15 protein-coding genes are annotated in these 19,467 nt (G+C 67.4%); 7 read left to right on the top strand and 8 right to left on the bottom strand.

Annotated elements, in window-relative coordinates; translation table 11 throughout:
• Positions 1–58 precede the first annotated feature (58 nt).
• The 5 genes from G4D87_RS14395 to G4D87_RS14375 all read left to right on the top strand — a co-directional run bounded on the left by G4D87_RS14395 (position 59) and on the right by G4D87_RS14375 (position 5,908).
• The gene (locus G4D87_RS14395; protein ID WP_205507580.1) at positions 59–1,489 is read left to right on the top strand and encodes a sigma 54-interacting transcriptional regulator; all 1,431 of its coding nucleotides are present in this window, start codon (positions 59–61) and stop codon (positions 1,487–1,489) included.
• A gap of 157 nt (positions 1,490–1,646) precedes the next feature.
• Positions 1,647–2,441 (top strand): TadE/TadG family type IV pilus assembly protein, encoded by a 795-nt coding sequence (locus tag G4D87_RS14390; RefSeq protein ID WP_163782635.1) that lies wholly within the window; start codon positions 1,647–1,649, stop codon positions 2,439–2,441.
• The gene (locus G4D87_RS14385) at positions 2,438–4,054 is read left to right on the top strand and encodes a pilus assembly protein TadG-related protein (protein WP_163782634.1); all 1,617 of its coding nucleotides are present in this window, start codon (positions 2,438–2,440) and stop codon (positions 4,052–4,054) included. The genes G4D87_RS14390 and G4D87_RS14385 overlap by 4 nt, the downstream gene beginning before the upstream one ends.
• A gap of 1 nt (position 4,055) precedes the next feature.
• Complete coding sequence (locus G4D87_RS14380) at positions 4,056–5,072, top strand: TadE family protein (protein WP_163782633.1); 1,017 nt, start codon at positions 4,056–4,058, stop codon at positions 5,070–5,072.
• A 20-nt stretch (positions 5,073–5,092) separates the two neighbouring features.
• On the top strand, positions 5,093–5,908 hold the full coding sequence (locus G4D87_RS14375; protein WP_240358279.1) for a hypothetical protein: 816 nt from the start codon (positions 5,093–5,095) through the stop codon (positions 5,906–5,908).
• 21 nt (positions 5,909–5,929) lie between these two features.
• On the opposite strand, the gene G4D87_RS14370 is transcribed toward G4D87_RS14375, so the two are convergent.
• Entirely contained in the window at positions 5,930–6,193 is a 264-nt protein-coding gene (locus G4D87_RS14370; protein ID WP_163782632.1) for a hypothetical protein, read from the bottom strand.
• Positions 6,194–6,319: 126 nt separating this feature from the next.
• Here G4D87_RS14370 and ileS point away from each other — a divergent pair, with 126 nt between their 5' ends.
• Positions 6,320–9,220, top strand: coding sequence for an isoleucine--tRNA ligase (ileS, locus tag G4D87_RS14365; protein WP_163782631.1), 2,901 nt, complete (start codon positions 6,320–6,322; stop codon positions 9,218–9,220).
• A 74-nt stretch (positions 9,221–9,294) separates the two neighbouring features.
• Here the strand turns inward: ileS and G4D87_RS14360 are convergent, their stop codons facing one another.
• Genes G4D87_RS14360 through G4D87_RS14335 form a run of 6 tightly spaced genes read right to left on the bottom strand, consistent with a single transcriptional unit; the run spans position 9,295 to position 17,139 of the window.
• The gene (locus G4D87_RS14360) at positions 9,295–9,942 is read right to left on the bottom strand and encodes a pilus assembly FimT family protein (protein ID WP_163782630.1); all 648 of its coding nucleotides are present in this window, start codon (positions 9,940–9,942) and stop codon (positions 9,295–9,297) included.
• Positions 9,943–9,944: 2 nt separating this feature from the next.
• On the bottom strand, positions 9,945–11,177 hold the full coding sequence (locus tag G4D87_RS14355; protein WP_240358280.1) for a prepilin-type N-terminal cleavage/methylation domain-containing protein: 1,233 nt from the start codon (positions 11,175–11,177) through the stop codon (positions 9,945–9,947).
• Positions 11,177–11,707 (bottom strand): type IV pilus modification PilV family protein, encoded by a 531-nt coding sequence (locus G4D87_RS14350; protein WP_163782628.1) that lies wholly within the window; start codon positions 11,705–11,707, stop codon positions 11,177–11,179. Before G4D87_RS14350 ends, G4D87_RS14355 begins: the two co-directional genes overlap by 1 nt.
• A complete protein-coding gene (locus tag G4D87_RS14345) occupies positions 11,704–15,933 on the bottom strand; it encodes a DUF4114 domain-containing protein (RefSeq protein ID WP_163782627.1) in 4,230 nt (1,409 codons plus the stop codon). Before G4D87_RS14345 ends, G4D87_RS14350 begins: the two co-directional genes overlap by 4 nt.
• Positions 15,933–16,403, bottom strand: a complete 471-nt coding sequence (locus G4D87_RS14340) for a c-type cytochrome (RefSeq protein WP_240358278.1) — start codon at positions 16,401–16,403, stop codon at positions 15,933–15,935. The genes G4D87_RS14345 and G4D87_RS14340 overlap by 1 nt, the downstream gene beginning before the upstream one ends.
• Positions 16,404–16,416: 13 nt before the next feature.
• Entirely contained in the window at positions 16,417–17,139 is a 723-nt protein-coding gene (locus G4D87_RS14335) for a pilus assembly PilX N-terminal domain-containing protein (RefSeq protein WP_205507579.1), read from the bottom strand.
• Positions 17,140–17,554: 415 nt separating this feature from the next.
• Here G4D87_RS14335 and G4D87_RS14330 point away from each other — a divergent pair, with 415 nt between their 5' ends.
• On the top strand, positions 17,555–18,970 hold the full coding sequence (locus G4D87_RS14330) for an endonuclease/exonuclease/phosphatase family protein (RefSeq protein WP_163782625.1): 1,416 nt from the start codon (positions 17,555–17,557) through the stop codon (positions 18,968–18,970).
• A 61-nt stretch (positions 18,971–19,031) separates the two neighbouring features.
• Here the strand turns inward: G4D87_RS14330 and G4D87_RS14325 are convergent, their stop codons facing one another.
• On the bottom strand, positions 19,032–19,406 hold the full coding sequence (locus G4D87_RS14325) for a hypothetical protein (protein ID WP_240358277.1): 375 nt from the start codon (positions 19,404–19,406) through the stop codon (positions 19,032–19,034).
• Between the last annotated feature and the right edge of the window lie 61 nt (positions 19,407–19,467).

Here is a 19,467-nt window from a genome sequence, read left to right as displayed (position 1 = left end):
AGCACGGACAGCGCGAGGGGCGGGCCTCGTGGGGGGCCTTTGGTATCCTCGCGCGCAGATGAGTGCCCCCCCTCTGCACCCTGACGACGTCCACACCAGTCCCGGCGACGTCGGACAAGACCTGAACCACTCCCCGTTGTTGGGCGAGACGCTCGTGGTGGACCCGCGCACCACGGTGAAGCTCCACAAGTGCCGCCTGGCCGTCACCGCGGGGCCGGACACCGGCCGCTCGGTGGTGAGCGACAAGGAGCGGCTGCGCTGCGGCGCGCATCCTGGCAATGACCTGGTGCTGGTGGAGGACCGCACCGCCAGCCGCCACCACTTCGAAATCCAGTTCACCGAGCGGGGCTACCTGCTGGTGGACCTGGGCTCCACCAACGGCACCTTCCTGGATGGCCGGCGCATCGAGCGGGCCTACCTGTCACCGGGCTCGCAGATTCGCGCGGGCTCGTCGGTGCTGACCTTCGCGCCGCTGGATGAGGAAGTCACCATCGAGCCCGACCGCGAGGGCGAGCTGTGCGACATGGTGGGGCAGAGCGTGAAGATGCGGCAGATATTCGGCCTCATCAAGAAGATCGCCCCCATGGGTGTGTCCGTCATCATCCAAGGTGAGACGGGCACCGGGAAGGAGCTGGTGGCGCGCGCCATCCACGAGCTGTCCGGCCGCACGAAGGGGCCCATGGAGGTGCTGGACTGCGGCGCCATCCCCCCCAACCTCATCGAGAGCGAGCTGTTCGGCCACGAGAAGGGCGCCTTCACCGGCGCGGTGAGCAGCCGGCCGGGCGCCTTCGAGCGCGCGCACGGGGGCACCATCTTCCTGGATGAGCTGGGCGAGCTGCGGCTGGACCTTCAGCCCAAGCTGCTGCGCGTGCTGGAGAACCACGAAGTGCGGCGCGTGGGCGGCAACGACGTCATCGAGGTGGACTGCCGGGTCATCGCCGCCACCAACCGCGACCTGATGAAGGAGATTCAGAGCGGCGGCTTCCGCGAGGACCTCTACTTCCGCCTGTCCGTCATCACCATCCAGCTACCGCCGCTGCGACAGCGCCGCGACGACATCCCCCTCATCCTCAAGCGCGCGCTCGCGGACCCGGAAGTGGTGGGCAAGCACGGCAAGAAGCGCTTCTCCGCGGAGTCCCTGGGCCTGCTGATGTCGTATTCATGGCCCGGCAACGTGCGCGAGCTGATGAACGTGTTGTCTCACGTCCTCACCTTCAGCGAGGGCGAGGAGATTCAGCCCGCGCACCTGCCACCCCGCGTGCGGGGACAGGTCCGCGAAGGGCCGCTGCCCTTCAACGAACACCTCTCCTTCAAGGACGCCAAGGAGCAGCTCCTGGAGAACTTCGAGCGCGAATACATCTCCAGCGTGTTGACGCGCTGCGAAGGAAACCTGTCTCGCGCCGCGCGGGAGAGCGGGCTTCACCGGAAGTCAATTGAGCGGCTGGTGAAAAAATACCAGTTGGACACAAAGGGGATGAAGTCACGCTAGCCCCAGGAGCAACCGAAGGGACGCTGTCACTCGGTTGTTTCGCGCCAGAAAAACACGGCTGTCGTAGAGCCGTGTTCTCTTGTGCGGGATGCGAGGAACACCCCGTCAAGTTGACGTATGTCCGATCACGACCGAATTCCCGGAACATGCGCCCGCCATGAATTCACAGCGTCCGAGCCGAAGGGGCGAATCTGGGCAGGCGATGGTGGAATCCGCCCTGACGCTCCCCCTGATGGTGTTCATCATCTTGGGGACGCTGCAGCTCTTCCTGATGCTGCAGGGGCGGCTGATGGCGGAGTACGCCGCCTTTCGCGCGACGCGGGTTGGCAGCGTCAACCACGGCGACTGTCAGGCCATGACTCACGCGGCCATCCTCGCGCTGATGCCCAGCTACTATTCGTTCCTGGGCGGCGCGGGGGGCTCACCGGGGCAGAAGCTGGCGAATGCCTTCGCGGCCCGTCGCGACAACCAGTACCACGGCTCGGAAGGGCGGGCCAACCGGGTGGCGATGCCCGACGGGAATCATACCGGGGCCATTGTGTGGATCATCCGCGACAGTCCGCTGGCCACGGCGGTGCCGGATGAGGACGCGCTCTTCGACCAGTTCGACAACCCGGCGGGTATCGTGCGGCTCGAGACGCGGCTGGTCTTCTGGTTCCCGCTCAAGATTCCCTTCGCCAACTGGGTCATCGCCCGGTTGACGATGGCGCGCTGGGGATGGCGGGACTACACGAACCAGAATCCGTTGATGCAGACGCAGCGTGCCAGGTGGACCCAGAGCCCTTCACCCATCGGGCTGGAAGGGTTGATTCGTGAAGAAACGCTGCGGCGGCTGAACGCCGAGCAGTACGTCATCCCCATCCACGCCTCCGCTTCCCTCCGGATGTTGACGCCAGTGCAACGGCGTTTCTTCCTGACGCAGAACTGCGCTCCCGCTCCCGAGGCCCTATGACGCACAAGCTCCTAAGCCGCGGACAGACGCTGGTGCTGTTCGCCTTGACGTTGTTGTTGCTCACCCTGCTGGTGACCTTGACTCTGTCGCTTGGCTCCAAGGTGAAGGAGAAGATGGAGGTCCAGGCTGCGGCGGACGCCGCCGCCTACAGCCAGGCGGCGACAACGGCGCGCGTCTTCAACGAGATGGCCTTGATGAGCCGGGCGCAGATTGGCCACCTGGTCTCCAAGGCCGCCGTGCAGAGCCTCATCGACTGGAGCAGCTATTACCGCGCGCAGATTGGCGCCACGCGGAATGCCTACACCATCGCGATGCTCCCCTACGTCGCGTTGCTGCCCTGCTGCATCCCCTTCTCGGGGTGCAGCAGCTTCTGCAGGTGCGCCATCCAGGGCGTCCGGGACATCACCCGCAGCCAGAGCGCGCTCTCTCGTTATGACCGCACGGAGATTGCTCCGCGGTGGGATCAGCTCGAGCGGCCCGCCGGACAGCGAGCACTGCGGCTCAGCCAGGCCGCGCAGCAGATGTTCGTCGTGGGGCAGGTCGTCCAGTACGGGCGCCTGATGCTCGACTTGAACAGTCAGTCCGCCGCGAACGACATCATCGACAGCGCCAGCGCGGGCAGCCGCTGGGCAGGGGAGCTCCGGGTGGATGGTGTCTCCACCACGCGCCGCGAGGTGACGCCCTACCTGGGGGCCGTGGCGTGGCCCAACCTCATCAATGGACACCACGTCTATGCGGCCATGGGCAGCCGGGGCCACAGCTTCGTCGCCAACCGCGGCATTTTTCCCACCGACGACATGCTCGTCACCCAGGGCATCCAGCGACGGCTGACCGCCCCGGACACGGTGATGATTCAGGGCGATGGCAGCACCTACTGGGCCCGCACGCCGCTCCATGGCACGTACCTGGGCACGACGGATACGTACTCCATCGCGGATGACCATGGCCTGTCCTTCGTCACCTTCGCCCGCGGCCGACCCCCATGTCCGACGCAGACCTTTGGTGTCGGTGTCGCGGAGTCGCTGCTCATCGGCTCGGACTCGAGCGATTCCACGGACCGGCACCGCTGGTCTCCGCGCCTGGGGGCGGGGGACCTGGAGCCGGCGCAGACGCGTCACAACATGGGGACCTGCTATGGCCGCAACCGGATGGGGTGTCCATCCGTCTGGCCCATGTTCGTTGACTACAACGGCGTCAAGGTCATGGACAAGGATGACAACTGGGGGCAGCCGAAGAACTTCGCGGTCATCCAGCGGGACTATTCCGTGCGTGGCACCCAGGCGGACCCCTGGAACCTGCTGTTCCGCTTCCGGTTCGCGGGGACGGACAGCGGGTTCGACAACAGCGGGCTCGTCCTGGGGCCGGCGGGCGGTGGGTTGAACATCAGCCGCCAGACGGCGGTGTCCACCGGGCTGGCCTACTACCACCGTCGCGAGCATTGGCGCGAGCCGCCCAACCTGCTCAACCCGTACTGGCGCGCCACGCTGGTGCCCGCCAGCGTGGATTCGAGCGGCGAGGATGATTTCGTGGACGAACTGAACGGCGCCGGCGTGGGCTGGGCGGCGGATGCATACGAGGCCCTGCGTGAGGCGGGCTACAGGGGAGGGCCGTGACATGGAGATGTCTCCTTCGCGTCGCACCTCGCGCGGCCAGGCGATGGTGGAGATGGCCATCGGCTCGCTCGTCTTCATCACCATCCTCCTCTTCGTCATTCACTTCGCCGAGGTGTCCTTCCTTTCGGTCAAGGTGACCGAAGCGGCGCACTCCGCGATGTTGGATGCGCCGGGACACAAGCTGCATGAGTGGCCCAATGACTCATCGCCCTCTTCCGCGGCGGCGGAGCGCGCGGGGCAGGACGCCGCCATCCGCTACCGGGACTTCGACAGCCGCACGTCCACCAACGGCGCGGGCGTCATCACGCTCGCGTTGACTCAGACGGCGGGGATGCAGGTGTCGTGCAGTCAGGGCGGCCCGACCTTCGACCCGCATCCCGTCTTCACGTCGGTGGCCTATCGCGACGGCGGCGGCATTTCCTGTACGGCGCAGGCGGACCTGACGGCCTTCCGGATTCCGCAGCGCGTTGCCCAGCAGGAGACAGGCGGCTTCTTCCAGGCGGAGCACTACGCGATGCGGCCCATCCGGGTGTGCGCCATGGGGCGTGCCCAGGGGGGGAACTGCACCGGGCGCCTGACCAGCATGCTGGATGACTGGGGCCTGACGGGCTCGGGCGAGTCCGGTTCATGCCCCATCATCCCCGACATTCCCGCTCCCTGCCCCATGAACCTGCCGTACTGGGGAATGGCTTCCAGTGTCTATGGCGTCAGCTTGATGGTGAATGCCTTTGGGCCGGACTTCTCGGCGAGCCGTCTGGCGCAGACGGTCGTCGGAGGGCTTCCGCTCCCCTTCTTCTTCGGCGCGGAGAACATGTTCTGGATGAGCGCAGTGGGAGAGGAGGCCTTCTTCGGTCAGCCGCTGCCGGCTGACTCGATGGGCGGCCTGGCGACCATGGGGTACAAGGGTTGGCCCACGTCGCCGGGGTTGTTGCCTCCGGGACTCAACTGGCAGGCGATTCCCTACCCCGTGTCCTACGGCCGCCGGGACTCATGCTTCCTGGGAGACGAGTGTCCTTGATGCGCGTGTGGCCGCTGTTCATGGTTCTTGCGACGGCGCCCTCCGTGGGGTTGGGCAACACGTCGAAATCCTCCCCCCCGAAGGTGCATCCGGCCGCGGAGGCCAAAGGGAGCGCTGCCGGGAAGTCGAAGAGGCCCCCGTCGTCCGCGAAGACTCCGGGCGCCAGCGGCAAGCCGGTGGTGGCGCAGCCGTCCGAGCAGGATGCGGGGACGTCATCGCCGCGGCCCGCGTTCCGTTGGGACATCCCGGGGGTGACGGCCTGGGTCGAGTCTCCCGGCCTCCAGGTGACGGATGGCGTGCCCATGCACCTCCAGCTCGCGCGCTCGTCCTGGCAGATGGACCCGCTCATCCAGCACATGGTGGACCGCTTCCGGGCGGCGGGCCTGTTCATCTCCTCCTCGCCGGAGGCGCTCAACTCCCCGATTGCGGAGCCCATGCTGACGGCGCTGGATACGCAGACGCTGACTGCCTACACGGTCATCTTCCAGAAGAACCAGGACAACACCGTCACGCTCATTCTGGGCACCTCCGATGTGTCCAAGTACACGCCGGCCGGGAGCCTCCAATTGGAATGGGCGCCGGTGATGGCAGGCGCGGAGCAGGTGACGCGGTCCAACCTGGAAGGCTCGCAGATGGCCATGTACGCAGTGAAGGCCACGGCCGCGGAGGTCCGGGAGTTCTATCAGGTCGAGCTGCGGCGGGCGGGCTTCGCCGAGGACCCGGAACAGCCTGGCGTGTTTCAGCGCGGCACGGAGCAGTTGACCATTCGCACCCAGCCGGAAGGGGACTCGATGATGGTCGGGCTCTATCGCAAGCTGGGCGTGCAGCCGAAGTGATGCGGCGCGGGTAGCGCCCCGTCAGAGCCGGACCCCGCACTTCCGTGCGCAGCGCTCCATTGCCTGCGCACAGCGAAGCTGGCATTTGCGGTCATTCCCCTCGCATTCACCAATGCACTTCGCGACGGGTTCCTGGCACTTGGAGATGCATTGGGTCTGCTTGGCATCGTGCTTGGGAAGCTCGATGTCGTTGCCATCCTCGTCCTGGATGGGCGGCGCGGCCTCGACCGAGCCTGCCAGGAGCAGGACCGTCAGCGGGAAGAGCAGCAGTCCGAAGTGCTTCATGGGCAGTCCTCGCAGGGGTGTTGGGCGGAGGAGCTGACAGGTTCCTCCTTGTCTGGTTGTCCAGCATAGCGTGGGGCGCGAGTGCATTGAAGCGCTTGGGGGGAGCGTGTTACGGCCGCTGTCGACATGAGCGACACGCCCCCCAAGGACCAGGACTTCAAGGATTCGGTCAACCTGCCGCGCACGGACTTCCCCATGAAGGGGAACCTGGCGCAGCTCGAGCCGCGCATGCTCGGCTGGTGGGCGGAGCGGGCGATTTGGGGGAAGATTCTGGAGCAGAACGCGGGCGCGGAGCCCTTCGTCCTGCCCGACGGCCCGCCCTACGCCAACGGCCACCTGCACGCGGGCCACGCGCTCAACAAGGTGCTCAAGGACATCGTGGTGAAGTACCGGAACATGTCCGGCCGCCGGTGTGACTTCATCCCCGGCTGGGACACGCATGGGCTTCCGATTGAGCAGGCCGTGGAGAAGCGGCTGAAGGACAAGAAAATCGACAAGCGCACGCTGGCTCGCGACGCCTTCCTGGAGGCGTGCCGCGCCTACGCGCTGGAGTTCGTCGACATCCAGAAGGCCGAGTTCCAGCGCCTGGGCGTGTTCGGCTCGTGGGAGCAGCCGTACAAGACGCTCGACTTCACCTACGAGGCCCAGGAGATTCGCGAGCTGGCCGCCTTCGCGAAGCGGGGCATGCTCTACCGCCGCAAGAAGCCCGTGTACTGGTGCCTGTACGACCAGACGGCGCTGGCGGAGGCGGAGGTGGAGTACGAGAATCACACCTCGCCCTCCGTGTACGTGGCCTTCCAGGCCGGCGCGGAGCTGGCCGAGCGCGTGCCTTCGTTGAAGGGCAAGGACGTGGCCTTCGTCATCTGGACGACCACGCCGTGGACGCTGCCGTCCAACCTGGCCGTCGCCGTCAACCCGGAGTTCGAGTACGTCTTCTATCAGCTCGGCCCGCGCGTCATCTGCGTGGCCCGGGAGCTGTTGCCCAAGGTGCTGGCGGAGGTGAAGGCGGACGAGCTGGCGGTGAAGCACGTGGAGCTGCCCGGCGGTGAGGTGTCCGCGGCGGCGCTGGTGGACCCGTCGCGCATCCTGGCGTACGCGCGCGGCGAGGAGCTGGAGCACCTGACGTACCAGCACCCGTTCTACGAGCGCCGGGGCCGCGTCATCCTGGGCGAGCACGTGACGCTGGATGCCGGTACGGGCCTGGTGCACACCGCGCCGGGGCACGGCCAGGAGGACTACGAGGTCGGCCTGAAGTACGGGTTGGACATCTACAACCCCGTGCGTCCGGATGGCCGCTACGACGACACGGTGGGTCCGGTGTTGGAAGGCCGGCGCGTGTTCGAGGCGAACCCCGTCGTCATCCAGTTGCTGGTGGAGAAGGGCGCGCTGCTCAACGGCGCCGCGGACACGGTGGCGCACACGTATCCGCACTGCTGGCGCTGCCGCAACCCCGTCATCCTGAGCGCGACGTACCAGTGGTTCATCCCCATGGACGCGCCGTTCCACGGGACGCAGACGTTCCGGCAGGTGGTGCTGGAGCAGGTGGACACGGTGCAGTGGGTGCCCTCGTGGGGGCACAGCCGCATCCGCGGCATGCTGGAGACGCGGCCGGACTGGACCATCAGCCGGCAGCGGACGTGGGGCGTGCCCATCTGCATCGCCTACTGCGAGGGCTGCGAGGAGGCCGTGGTGTCGCCCGAGCTGATGGAGCGGGTGGCGGCGGCGGTGGAGAAGGAAGGCGTGGGCGTGTGGTACCGCACGCCGGTGAAGGACTTCCTGGGCGCGGACTTCCAGTGCCCGCGCTGCGGCAAGGGCGAGTTCCGCCGCGAGACGGACATCCTCGACGTGTGGTTCGACTCGGCGTGCATGTTCTCCGCGGTGCTGGAGCAGCGGCAGCGGATTCCGGCGGACCTCTTCCTGGAGGGCAGCGACCAGCACCGCGGCTGGTTCCATTCGTCCATGCTGGTGGCGGTGGGCACGCGCGACGTGTCGCCGTACAAGGCCTGCCTCACGCACGGCTTCGTGGTGGATGGCCAGGGCGAGAAGATGTCCAAGAGCCGCGGCAACGTGGTGGCGCCGGACAAGGTCATCCAGCAGTACGGCGCGGAGGTGCTGCGCCTGTGGGTGGCGGCCAGCGACTACCGCAACGACGTGCGCCTGTCGGACCAGATTCTCAAGGGCCTGTCGGAGGGCTACCGGAAGATTCGCAACACCGTCCGCTACGCGCTGAGCAACCTCTACGACTTCGACCCGGCGACGCACGCGGTGCCGGAGGCGGAGCTGCTGCCGCTGGACCGCTGGGCGCTGGGGCGGCTGGCGGAGGTGGTGGCGCGGGTGCGCAAGGCGTACGAGGACTACGAGTTCCACCTCGTGTACGCGACGGTGGTGGACTTCGTCGCCGGGGACTTGTCGGCGGTGTACTTCGACATCCTCAAGGACCGGCTCTACACGTGGCGCGCGGACGGGCAGGCGCGGCGCGGCGCGCAGACGGTGCTGTACGAGGTGGCGTCGGTGCTGCTGCGCCTCTTGGCGCCGGTGATGAGCTTCACGGCGGAGGAGGCGTGGCAGACGCTGCCGGGCAAGCCGGCGGAGAGCGTCTTCCTGGGCGGCTTCCCGGTGGTGTCCACGAAGCTGGAGCCGGCGCTGGCCGAGCGCTACGCGAAGCTCTTCGCGGTGCGCGGCGCGGTGCAGGGCGTGCTGGAGGCGGCGCGGCGGGACAAGCGCATCGGCGCGTCGCTGGAGGCGCGGGTGGTGCTGACGGCGGAGGGCGCGGCGCGCGACTTCCTCCAGGCGAACCTGGCCGAGCTGCCGGGCCTCTTCATCACCAGCCAGGTGGAGCTGGCGGACGTGAAGGGGGACGCGGCGCAGACGTTGGAAGTGGCGCAGGCGTTCGGCGAAGGCGTCCGCGTGACGGCCGAGGTGCTGCCCGCGCACGGCGAGAAGTGCCCGCGCTGCTGGACGTACTCGGAAGCGGTGGGGCAGGGCGGTGAGGTCTGCCTCAAGTGCCGCGAGGCGCTGGCGGCGTAGCGGGCCGCCTGCGTGAAGCCCTCCCCGGCGGGTGAATCCGGGGAGGGGCGTGGCTCCTCAGGCGAGGCGCGAGCTCAGTTCGCGCACTCCGCCACCTGGCGGTCGATGGCCGCCTGGGAGTCGCAGTCCAGCACGCTGGCCAGTCCTGTCCGCGGCTCCACCATGATGAGGCTGCGCGCGCGGCCCGAGGTGAAGTCGAAGCGGAGGTTGCCCGGGGCCGCGGCATCCAGCGCGGGCGTGTCATCGAGCGAGTCTCGCATGCAGCCCAGGTCGCCCGGGCGCACGGGGCGGCCGGAGCCGGGCATGTAGCAGAGCCCGTGAATCGCAGCCGCGTTCATGCTGACGGGGATGACGATGTCCGGGCCCAGCTCGCTGCAGCACTCCGGGCTGTCGCGGCAGGTGGTGTTCTCGCAGCCTGCGGAGGGACAGCTCGCGTTGTCCCAGGTGTTGTCGCACTGGAGTTGCTCCCACCGGGCCACGGTGCGCGTGGTTCCATCGCCGCGGGGAACGGCCTCCTCCACGACGATGCGCACGGGCTGGTTGGTGGAGATGGCGCGCTGCCGGGCGCGGAGCGTGGACGCCCACAGCTCGCGCGTGGCCTCGTTCTCGCGCTGGCGGTTGACGGGCGTCTGGATGCCCACCAGCGCCGCGGCGAGCAGGATGGCGGCGATGGCCACCGTCACCATCATCTCCAGCAGGGTGATTCCGCGTGTGTGCCTCATGCTCATTCTCCCACCAGGGGGGGCTGCAGGCCGCCCGCGGCGAAGTTCCGGAGCATCACCCGGAAGGTGAAGGTGCGCCGCTTGAAGCCATCAATCGGGAACTCCTCCTTGTCCTTACCAATGGGCTCGTCCGGGTCGAAGGCCTCGCGGTCCGGCCGCGGCGTGCGGACGACCAGGGTGACCTCCACCTCGCGGATGCGCTGCCTCAGGCGGAGCCTCAGTTGGTCATCATCCGCGGGAGGGGCCGCTTCCGACGGGTGCTGGTCAATGGGGCACGTGACGGCGGTGCAGGCATCAATCGCTGGAAGGTTGGTGGCCTCGTCCGGGAACCACCGGAAGCCGAGCGGAGGAACGTGACTCATGACGCCGAACCGGACCTTGAGGTGCTCCACGTCCCGGCTCAGAACCACCCAGTCCGCCGCCCCGGGGCCCAGATACTCCAGCGTGGGCGTTCCGCTGGCCCAGTTCACCCGGTAGGTCGCGCTCTGCGCCTGCATGACGCGCCAGGTGTCCTGGACCGGATTCGCGAAGTTCCAGATTCCCTGGGCGGGCTCCGCACACGGTCCGCTGCTGATGTTGTCCACGCCGATGCCAGGGTTGGCCGTAATGAGGTTGCTGGCCGTGTCCACGTTCGTGACGCGCACGTGGCAGGCCACATTCTCGTTCGGGTTCACCACGAACGCGGGCGTGGATGGCGCAGTGACGGGCTGGAGCCGGGTGGAGGGATTGTTGACGGTGCAGAAACCCTCTGGCCCGGTGCGTACGGGGCCCGAAGCCGGGGGAGGGGGGCCGCCACAAGGGGCCAGCGTCACCATGCCGCGGGTGTCCCCCCAATGAATCTGCAGGACGTCTGATACGAGCTCCTCGAGGTGGCCCGCGGGTGGCAGCCCGAAGCTGGCATCCGCGGCGAAGGGACGCGTTGCGTCCGCTGCCGTCAGGTCCGGCTCGGTCCACACCTGGACGGCCGTCTGCGTGCGCGTGTCGCTGAAGACGATGGGCGCGTTGCCCATTCCGGCACCGGCGCGCTGCAGGTCCGCGGAAATCAACTCCATGACCACCCGGCCGGTGGTCTGAGCCAGCATCGTCTGTTCCTCGAAATGGGAGCGCCGCTGCATCTGCATCGCAGCGACCAGGCCCGCGCCGAGGACGATGAGGCCAATGGCGCTCGCAATCATCACCTCGAGCAGCGTGAAGCCACGCGCTGCCCGAGTTCGAGTCCTCAAAAGAGACGACATCACGGCGCCATCCTCGTCTGGAGCACCACCACCTGTGGGTCGCTGCGGCCCGGTTCGCGCCAGCTCACGCTGACGCGCACATGCGCGATGTTCCCCACGGTACCCGGCTGACCGGGAATGAGGTCCCGCGTCAGGTCCGCCGGGACGACGGAGCCTGGCTCGATGGTGCCAATCTGGGCCGGAACGTCCACGTCGACGGCGACCTGGAACTCACGCGCGATGACAGTCTCGTCGGTGGGGGGGACGTCACTCAGCGCCCCCGCCGCCGTCTGGAAGAGGGTGAAGGTCGCATCCTGTCCCACGAGGTTGGAGCACGGCGGCTCCACCACGCATCCCATTAACGTGATGTTCTCCATCGCCTGCTCCGCGATGATTTGTGCCTGCGTGGCGGTGAGGCTGCGGCGGTTGGCGTTGCTGGTCTGGGTCACGACCAGCATCGCCGCGGCAATACCCATCAGCAGGATGCCCATGGTCGCCAGCACCTCCAGCAGCGTGACGCCTCGCTGCTGGCGTGTCTTCAGTGCCTTCACTGCTGAATCCTTCCGTCCGGGCTCGGCGAGTAGATGAGCATCTTCGAGCGAGCCGTTCCGCCCTCAGCATCGCCCGTGTTCCAGCGGCCGCTGCCCTTCACCTTGATTTCGCCCAGCGCCGTGGGAACGATGAGGTGCCCGTCATGGACCAGCGGCGCGTTCACGCCGTGGCCGCCGAGCGCCGCGCTGGTCATCTCAGGGGCGCTGTTGCCATCCGGAAGCTGCCCGGACTCGTAGTACCGGCCGCTCTCGTCCTCGCTCAGGTTGCAGATGTCCGCGGCCGCGCCAACGGCCGTGGTCGCGAAGACCTTGTCGCCTGCCAACGCGACGCCGCCCCACACCGCCTGCCCCGGATCCAACTGCTGCACCCACAGCGGCTCCAGCAGCTCGCAGTCGTTCCTGCCAGAGGGGTCGGCGTCCTCGAAGGCCAGCAGGTGGTAGCGGTAGGTGTCCTTGTTCGGCGGGCCGTCGGAGAACTCGTCCGGGTTGTCACCCGTACCGAAGTAGAAGCGCACCACGGGCGAGCCGGTGTTGCGCACGATGTTCACGCCGAGGTTGGAGTGGATCTGCTGGTAGATGGGGTCCTGGCCCGTCGCCGCGTCCTCGTGGTCGGACAGCGTGACGGGGGCACTGGCGATCTTGCAGGTCTTCACCTTGCGGCCCAGCGGTTCGCCCGTGTCCACCTGGTCCAGGTTGATGCGGTAGACGTTGCCCGCGGTGGTGGGCACGTACAGGACGTCGTAGTTGCCATCGCGGTCGAGGTCCACCAGGGCCGTCTCCGCGGCGATGCCAGAGCCCTGGTCCAGCGTGATGATGCCCGCATTGGGCGTCCCGCCGTAGTTGAGCGGCTGTCCCGTCTTCATGTCGATGAGGTAGAGGGCGCCGGCACGGCTCGGCGACGAAGGCACGAAGTCGGTGCCCACGATGGTGGTCCACTTCCCTTCCGTTTCATTGCCCCAGGTCAGCCGGCCAATCGACGGCGCGTGGCTGGAGCCGGCGTTGTCCGGGAAGTTCACGGAGGGGTCCGCCGCCTTCGCCGTGGAGAACGCGAGCTCGATGCTCGTGTCACGCAGGTTGAACTCCCACAGCGGGAGCGGGTACCAGGCGTCGCTGGGGTTCGTGATGTCGAGCGCGACGACGGCGGGGCTGTTCTTGCCAGAGGCGCTGACCAGGACCGTCTTGGCGCCCTGGGTCTTGGATGAAGTGGTCGAGGGGGTCCACGCGGGCTGTCCCGTGATTCCGAAGTCCACGTTGGCGATGGTCGGCGAGGCATCCATCGACGGTCGGGGCAGGTTGCCCGAGCCGTTGAAGCGCACGTAGGTGTTGCGGTAGCGCTCCAGCAACATGCGGGGCATGTACGTGAACAGCTCCGTGCCGTCGCCGTAGTCGCGGGGGGTGATGTTGCCCGAGACGCAGTTCGCGGTGGGCTCGAAGAAACCACGGACCTGGGTGCCAGGCGCGCACTCGTCATGGGTGGAGTTGCGGAAGACGCCTGCCTCGAAAGCGTGCAGGTAGCCGCTCATGGTGCCCACGTAGGCGACGGTGGGCCGCGAGGAGAGCGGCTCCATGAAGTTGCGGCGGTACATGTCCCGTTCGCCCGCGCGCGCGTTCTGGGCCCAGCCGTCGATGTGCGGCGGCACGCTGAGCGCGACGGTGGACATGTTGATGCCGCCAAGCGCCCACGGCCGGCGTTGGTCGACCGGCCCGGGGCCATAGTGGTCCTCCCAGCCGTACAGCCATTCCCGCAGGAAGTTGCGGTCGTTGGTGGGCCCTGTCACCCGCTTGTCGGGAGGGCTACCGGTGGGCGTGCCGCACTTGCCGTCGTTGTTGAGGTCATACAGGTAGCGCCCGTTCTGCTCCTGGTCGCAGAGCGAGTCGGGGAAGAGCGGGCTGGCGCCGTTGGTGTCCTCCATCTCGGCGGAGAGGGTGCTGCGGTTACCCCCAGCGCTCATCGTATAGAGCTTGCGAGTCAGCGGGTCCTCGTCGGTGCCGAACGAGAGCGCCATCACCTTGCCCGCGTCCCAGCGGAAATCGCCCGTGGTGACGTTCGGATTCTCCGGGTCATAGAGCGAGCTGAGGTAGAGCCGCCCGCGGACGGTGAAGTCCTTGTTGCCGTCGTAGGCGCGAGTGCCGGGCGCGGGCATGCCGTTGCCCGGCCAGGTTCCTTCCCGGCCCCAGGTGCTGCCCGGCGTCTCGTTCACGCCCCAGACGATGACGTTGCCCAGCGTGGACGGTGAGGCGCGCGAATAGCTGCCAGCGCGGACGGCCTGGTAGCCCACCTCGATGTCGTCGATGATGGGGCGGCACAGCTCGCTGGGGCTGGTGATGTCCACCTTCCAGCAGAGCTGGGAGCCCGTGAAGCCCATGGCCATGATGTCCAGCTCCACCTCCTGGGTGGGCGGCGTCGTCTCCGGGAAGTGGACCGGGAACCACGTGGGGGACTCCGGATTGGGGACGCACTCCATCTCGCCGGTCTGCGCGTTGAGCTCGCAGACGCGGCAGTCCACCGCCAGCGAATAGGTGATGGTGGGCTCGGGACCATCCTCCGGCGTGCAGGCGCCCGGGACATCTTCGGAGAAACACGGCGGCCCTCCGGCGCACGTGCGCGGCTGGGGCGCGAAGTCGTCCTGTCGCTTGAAGCGAACCTTGGTGATGACGAAGTCGTTGGCGTCGTCTGGCGAGATATCTCCAGACACCGTGGCGGAGCGCGTGCTCCCGCCGTTCTGCTTGTTGACGACGAACACCACGTCGTTGAAGTCGCGGTCGCCGCCACCGGGGATGTCCTCGAAGCCCAGAATCCAGCGGAAGGGGTCCGTGCTGGGAGCGCCCACGATGACGTGCGGCATGGGGTTGCGGTCGCCCGGAGGCCGGGGAATCGTCACCTTCTCCATGGGCATCACGAGGTTGCCGTAGAGCTCGTCGTTCGCCAGCCGGTACAGCGTGGTGCCCCACTCGTTGATGGGGCCGTCCAGCCAGCCGCAGTAGTACTCGTTGGTGTCCGCGACCCGGCAGGCCTGGCCAGGCGTGCTGGCGGGGTTGTCGCGGTTGCAGCCTTCCAGGTACTGACACCCGATGTTGCGCTCGGCGACGACCGTGCCGCCCTCGGGGTTCTGGTCCATGTTCCACGCCGACTTGGAGAAGAAGACGTTGATGGACGTCTGCAGGTGCAGCGCGCACCGGCCATCCGGGTCCTGCTTCAGGCAGGGAAAGACGTAGCCCTCGCGGGGACCGTGGTTGCTTTCATAGTAGGCGACGATGAAGAAGATGACTTCCTTGCCACCTTGAATCATCCCCATGTCCACGGTCCGGTCATAGGGCGAGACGCCGTCGTCCGGGTTGTTGGTGCGCCGCAGGCCACGCGGGTCATACGCGGACACGTCGTAGTCCGGGATGCCTTCGGAGTAGTCGCCGACATCGCTCACGGGCGCCAGGCTCCGGTGGGTGGCACGGCCGGAGTCATCGTCGGCGAGCAGGAAGACCATTCGCCCCAGGCCCATGTTGCCGTTGTCCTCCGAGGGCGGCTCCAGCAGGTTGGGGAGGTGCGGAAAGACGCCTCGGTCCGAGAAGCTGTTATCCGTGATGGGGCCGGAGGCGAAGGTGCCCACCTTGTCCGTCTCGTTCCACTCACCGCCCAGTCCGGGCCGGGCATCAGCGAGGTCGGTGTTCTCGTCGAACGTGTTGCCACAGCTGGAGTTCATCGCCAGCTCTGGCTGGTTGTACAGCTCGCCGTCCGACGTGAAGTTTCGCGTGCAGCGCCGGTTCACGCCGATGTACGGGCGGGCCTTGGGGCCGGCCCGGGGCGCGAGGTTGAACATGTCCTCGTGCAGGTCGAAGATGCCGTTGTCGTTGTCGTCCAGCAGGTTGCCGTCCGCATCGACGTATCCGCGGTCCTCCAGGTCGTCCATGTAGAGGTAGCCGAGCGCGTGCGATGCGCCGGCGGACTCGTACACGTAGCTGATGGTGACGTTCTGATCGAACGGGAACTGGATGAACTCGGAGTTCAGCGCCGTGCGGTTCGTGTTGAGCTGGAGCCGGGCGGGACTGTCCTCGGTGATGAGGATGGTCGACTCCTGGATCTCCAGGTTCTCATCAGAGAACTCGGGCTGCTTGTTCTGGTCGAGCTGATCTTCGCACAGCTGAGCGGGTGCTTGTGGTTCCGCCTGTGCATGAGCGAGCGGCGCGGTCAGCAGCGCGAACGCGGCGAGCGTCTGGGTAAGGGTGCGCATCACTTCTTCCCCTGGGAGCGTCGGGACGGGTCAATCGCCTTGCGCTGCTTCTGCGCCCGGCGTGTGGCGAGGTCCTGCTTGAGCTGTTCACGCAGGAGCTCCTCGCGAGAGGGAGGCGGCGGATGGATGCTCTGCGCCAGGTAGGTGAGGAGCAGCTCCCGGTCATTCACGGGCAGCAGCCGCGTGTCGCAGGTCGTCTTGCGCTTGACCTGGTTGGGGCCCGCAATCCACGCGCGCAGATGTTCGGGCGTGCGCTTGAGAATCAGCGGGCCCAGGTCGGTGCCCCGGCCGCGCTTCTCGGTGGGGATGGGCTTCGCCGCCGTCTTGGTGCGCTTGCCATTGCCCTGGGCCTGCGGCGTGACGGTGTGGCAGCCAGCGCAGGCCTTGTCGAAGGCGAGCTTGCCTTCATCCGAGGCACCAGCGGCCAGGCCTGGCAGGAGCAGGAGCGACAACAGGGAGAGTCGTTTCATGGGCGTGCTCAGCTCAAGGGGCGGAGGAGAGGGTCGCGACGTCGGTGAAATCGTCGGGTGCATCAGCCGTCGTGCTGTAGGTGTTGTCGGAGCCACCGCCGGTCATGACGGTTCCCGGGCTGGTGACGGCGGGGGCGTTCTCGTTGGTGATGAGCGCCTGGATGACGGCGCGCGTGGGGCGGCTGCCCTCGGGGCCGACGACCTCGCCAATGGCGATGAGCCAGACCTGCTTGTTGTCGTCGAGCGCGCCGGACGGGTCGCCGTCCTCGTCGTCCCGGAGGAACACGCGGTAGCGCACGTTCTCCTGGCGGGGGTAGGCGGCGTAATCCTCGCCGCTGGGGCTCTGCCGCTCCGCGGGCGCCAGGTCCGCCTCATTGATGGCCAGTGAGTTCCAGGTTCCCGCCCCGCCCGGTCCTGGAAGCACCTCGAAGTAGGGTCGGGCTCCACCGTTCAGGCCGGGCTCGTTGACCTGCAGGGCCAGCATGGCCTGGATGGCGGGGGTGTAGGTCTCATCGACGCCCAGCCGGATGCGCATGGCCTCACGCGCTTCCGCGAGCCCCGCTTGCGCCGCGAAGTACGCTTCTTTGTAGCGGCGGCCGTCGCCCTGGACCTCCGCCTCGCGGCTCACCATGCCGTAGCTGAGGAGCACCGCGAGGGTGACCATCGTGACGATGCCCATGGCGAGCAGCAGCGTGAAGCCACCTTGCTGCCGTCGGGCTGTGGGACGTTGCACCATGTCGCGGGACTCCCTTGGACTCCGGCCCTTGAGGGCGATGCCAGTGTTGCTCACTAGGCAATTGCCATGCCTGAGCGGCGGCACTGTAACTGGCCGGAACTCGTGGGCAACGTTTGGGTCGCACTTCCAGACTGGGTCCGGGGCGACTTCGCAAGAGTTGCGGAGTTGCAATTACTTGCGGGGTTTCCGCTATCCCCCCTGTGACTTCTCGGCTTCCAATTTTCTGAGGAAGTCGGATGTCTGAGCCGCGTCTGCCAGACTCCCCGTGACGCCACGGAGGGACTGCCTAGATAAAATCGTTCAGCCTTGTCATAAGTCACAGGACCGTCACATCGAGGGTTTCCTATACTCCCGTCGCCGTCCGCACCTGGGTGTCGTCGGCGATTTTTCCCTCTCGACTCCAGAGTCCGACAGCATGAAGAAGACGCTCACCTCCCTCCTGTGTGCGGCGGTTTCGCTCACACTTCTTTCCCTGGCGTGTGGTGAGGGCAATCCGCCTCGGGTGCCGCAGCCGCTGGAGGATGGAGGGGTTCTCTGGACGGAGTGCAGCCCCGAGGGCGTCAGGGAGGACTGCTCGCAGGGCGAATCCTGCATCTTCGTTGCTTCTCATGACCGCCACCTGTGCGTCCGGGCTTGTGATCCGCAGACCGCGTGCGAGCACCCGGATGCGGTCTGCTGCCCATCGTCCGGAGACGATGCCGAGGGCGGCCACTGCGTGCCGAACAACGCGTGCGAGCAGCCCGACGCGGGCGTTGACGGTGGTTCGCACGAGGAGACGGACGGTGGCGCCCAGGAGGACGGCGGCACGGCCACTGATGACGGCGGGAGCCAGGAAGAAGACGCGGGAGTCGACCCGGAGCCGGATGCTGGCACCGAGCCCGACGCGGGCACGGACGCAGGCACGGATGCAGGTACGGACGCGGGCACGGATGCCGGTACGGACGCAGGCACGGATGCCGGTACGGACGCAGGCACGGATGCCGGTACGGATGCAGGGACGGATGCCGGCACCGACGCGGGGACGGACGGCGGCACGGAGGCGGGTCACACCGCTATCCGGGTGATGGCGTCCAACCTCAGCAGTGGCAACTACCAGTCCTATGATCCGGGGCACGGCATCCGCCTCATCAAGGGCGTGGACCCGGACATCGTGCTGATGCAGGAGTTCAACTACGCGGACAACTCGGCGTCGGACATCCGCTCGCTGGTGGACCAGATTGCGCCGGGCTTCGATTACTCCCGGGAGACGGGCGCGCAGATCCCCAATGGCATCATCAGCCGCTGGCCCATCATCCAGTCCGGCCAGTGGCCCGACCCGCGCGTGTCCAACCGGGACTTCGCCTGGGCGCGCATCGACATCCCCGGCCCCCGCGACCTCTGGGCGGTGAGCGTGCACCTGCTCACGTCCAGCGCCAGCAATCGCAACGCGGAGGCGCAGGCCATCGTCAACGAGGTCCGCTCGCAGATTCCGGAGGACGACTACCTCGTCATCGGCGGCGACCTGAACACGGACAGCTTCAGCGAGTCCTGCTTCGCCACCTTCCGGCAGGTCGTGACGACGGCGGGCCCGCACCCGGCGGACCACAACGGCACCACGGGCACCAACCGCAACCGCAACAAGCCCTACGACCAGATTCTGGTGGACCAGGACCTGCGCCAGTACCAGCAGGCCACCGTCATCGGCTCCAGCACCTTCGCCAACGGGCTGGTGCTCGACAGCCGCACCTACCGGCCGCTGTCGGAGATTGCCCCGGTGCAGTCCGGTGACAGCAGCGCCTCCAACATGCAGCACATGGGCGTGGTGAAGGACTTCCTCGTCCCCAACTTCTGACGGGACGCCTGCGCTGGCGGGTTCGCGGCGGCCGTCGTCCTGGGCCGCCGCGAGCCTCGGCTCAGAAGCTCCACTTGTGCTTGTTCCGCTCGATGAAGCGCGCCACGGGAGGAATCCGGGCGATGAGCGGCGTGAGCACGAACACCGCGGCCAGGCGCAGCGGCTTCACCACCTGCGACGCCGCGTAGGCCGCCGCCCAACTGCCCGCCTTCTCTCCAGTGCTGCTCGGCTGGAAGCCGAACTCGATGGCGGCGTAGAAGCCCACAATCACCAGCCCGAAGATGGCGTAGTTCACCACCAGCGCCAGCGGCCCGTATTCGAGCATCAGGTTCTTGAAGCGGGCCATCAACGAGGGCTTCGCGGGCTTGGTCGCGGCCTCGGAGGGTGGGGGCGTGTCGGAGACTGAGGGATTCACGTCGGGTTCAACAGGCGACATGGCGACACCATGCCCCAAACCGGCGCTGGCCGGGAAATGGAGCGAGCGGACAGGAGAGGGG

Origin of the sequence: Myxococcus vastator (assembly GCF_010894475.1) — a bacterium.
Lineage (GTDB): Bacteria > Myxococcota > Myxococcia > Myxococcales > Myxococcaceae > Myxococcus > Myxococcus vastator.
This window is presented reverse-complemented; position numbering and strand designations above follow the sequence as displayed.

Bases quoted from the DNA above. Each gene is read 5' to 3' on its own strand.
- G4D87_RS14380 (WP_163782633.1), top strand. From the start codon at position 4,056: ATGGAGATGTCTCCTTCGCGTCGCACCTCGCGCGGCCAGGCGATGGTG.
- G4D87_RS14370 (WP_163782632.1), bottom strand. From the start codon at position 6,193: ATGAAGCACTTCGGACTGCTGCTCTTCCCGCTGACGGTCCTGCTCCTG.
- G4D87_RS14330 (WP_163782625.1), top strand. From the start codon at position 17,555: ATGAAGAAGACGCTCACCTCCCTCCTGTGTGCGGCGGTTTCGCTCACA.
- G4D87_RS14385 (WP_163782634.1), top strand. From the start codon at position 2,438: ATGACGCACAAGCTCCTAAGCCGCGGACAGACGCTGGTGCTGTTCGCC.
- G4D87_RS14375 (WP_240358279.1), top strand. From the start codon at position 5,093: ATGGTTCTTGCGACGGCGCCCTCCGTGGGGTTGGGCAACACGTCGAAA.
- G4D87_RS14355 (WP_240358280.1), bottom strand. From the start codon at position 11,177: ATGTCGTCTCTTTTGAGGACTCGAACTCGGGCAGCGCGTGGCTTCACG.
- G4D87_RS14390 (WP_163782635.1), top strand. From the start codon at position 1,647: ATGAATTCACAGCGTCCGAGCCGAAGGGGCGAATCTGGGCAGGCGATG.
- G4D87_RS14345 (WP_163782627.1), bottom strand. From the start codon at position 15,933: ATGCGCACCCTTACCCAGACGCTCGCCGCGTTCGCGCTGCTGACCGCG.
- G4D87_RS14325 (WP_240358277.1), bottom strand. From the start codon at position 19,406: ATGTCGCCTGTTGAACCCGACGTGAATCCCTCAGTCTCCGACACGCCC.
- G4D87_RS14335 (WP_205507579.1), bottom strand. From the start codon at position 17,139: ATGGTGCAACGTCCCACAGCCCGACGGCAGCAAGGTGGCTTCACGCTG.
- ileS (WP_163782631.1), top strand. From the start codon at position 6,320: ATGAGCGACACGCCCCCCAAGGACCAGGACTTCAAGGATTCGGTCAAC.
- G4D87_RS14340 (WP_240358278.1), bottom strand. From the start codon at position 16,403: ATGAAACGACTCTCCCTGTTGTCGCTCCTGCTCCTGCCAGGCCTGGCC.
- G4D87_RS14360 (WP_163782630.1), bottom strand. From the start codon at position 9,942: ATGAGGCACACACGCGGAATCACCCTGCTGGAGATGATGGTGACGGTG.
- G4D87_RS14395 (WP_205507580.1), top strand. From the start codon at position 59: ATGAGTGCCCCCCCTCTGCACCCTGACGACGTCCACACCAGTCCCGGC.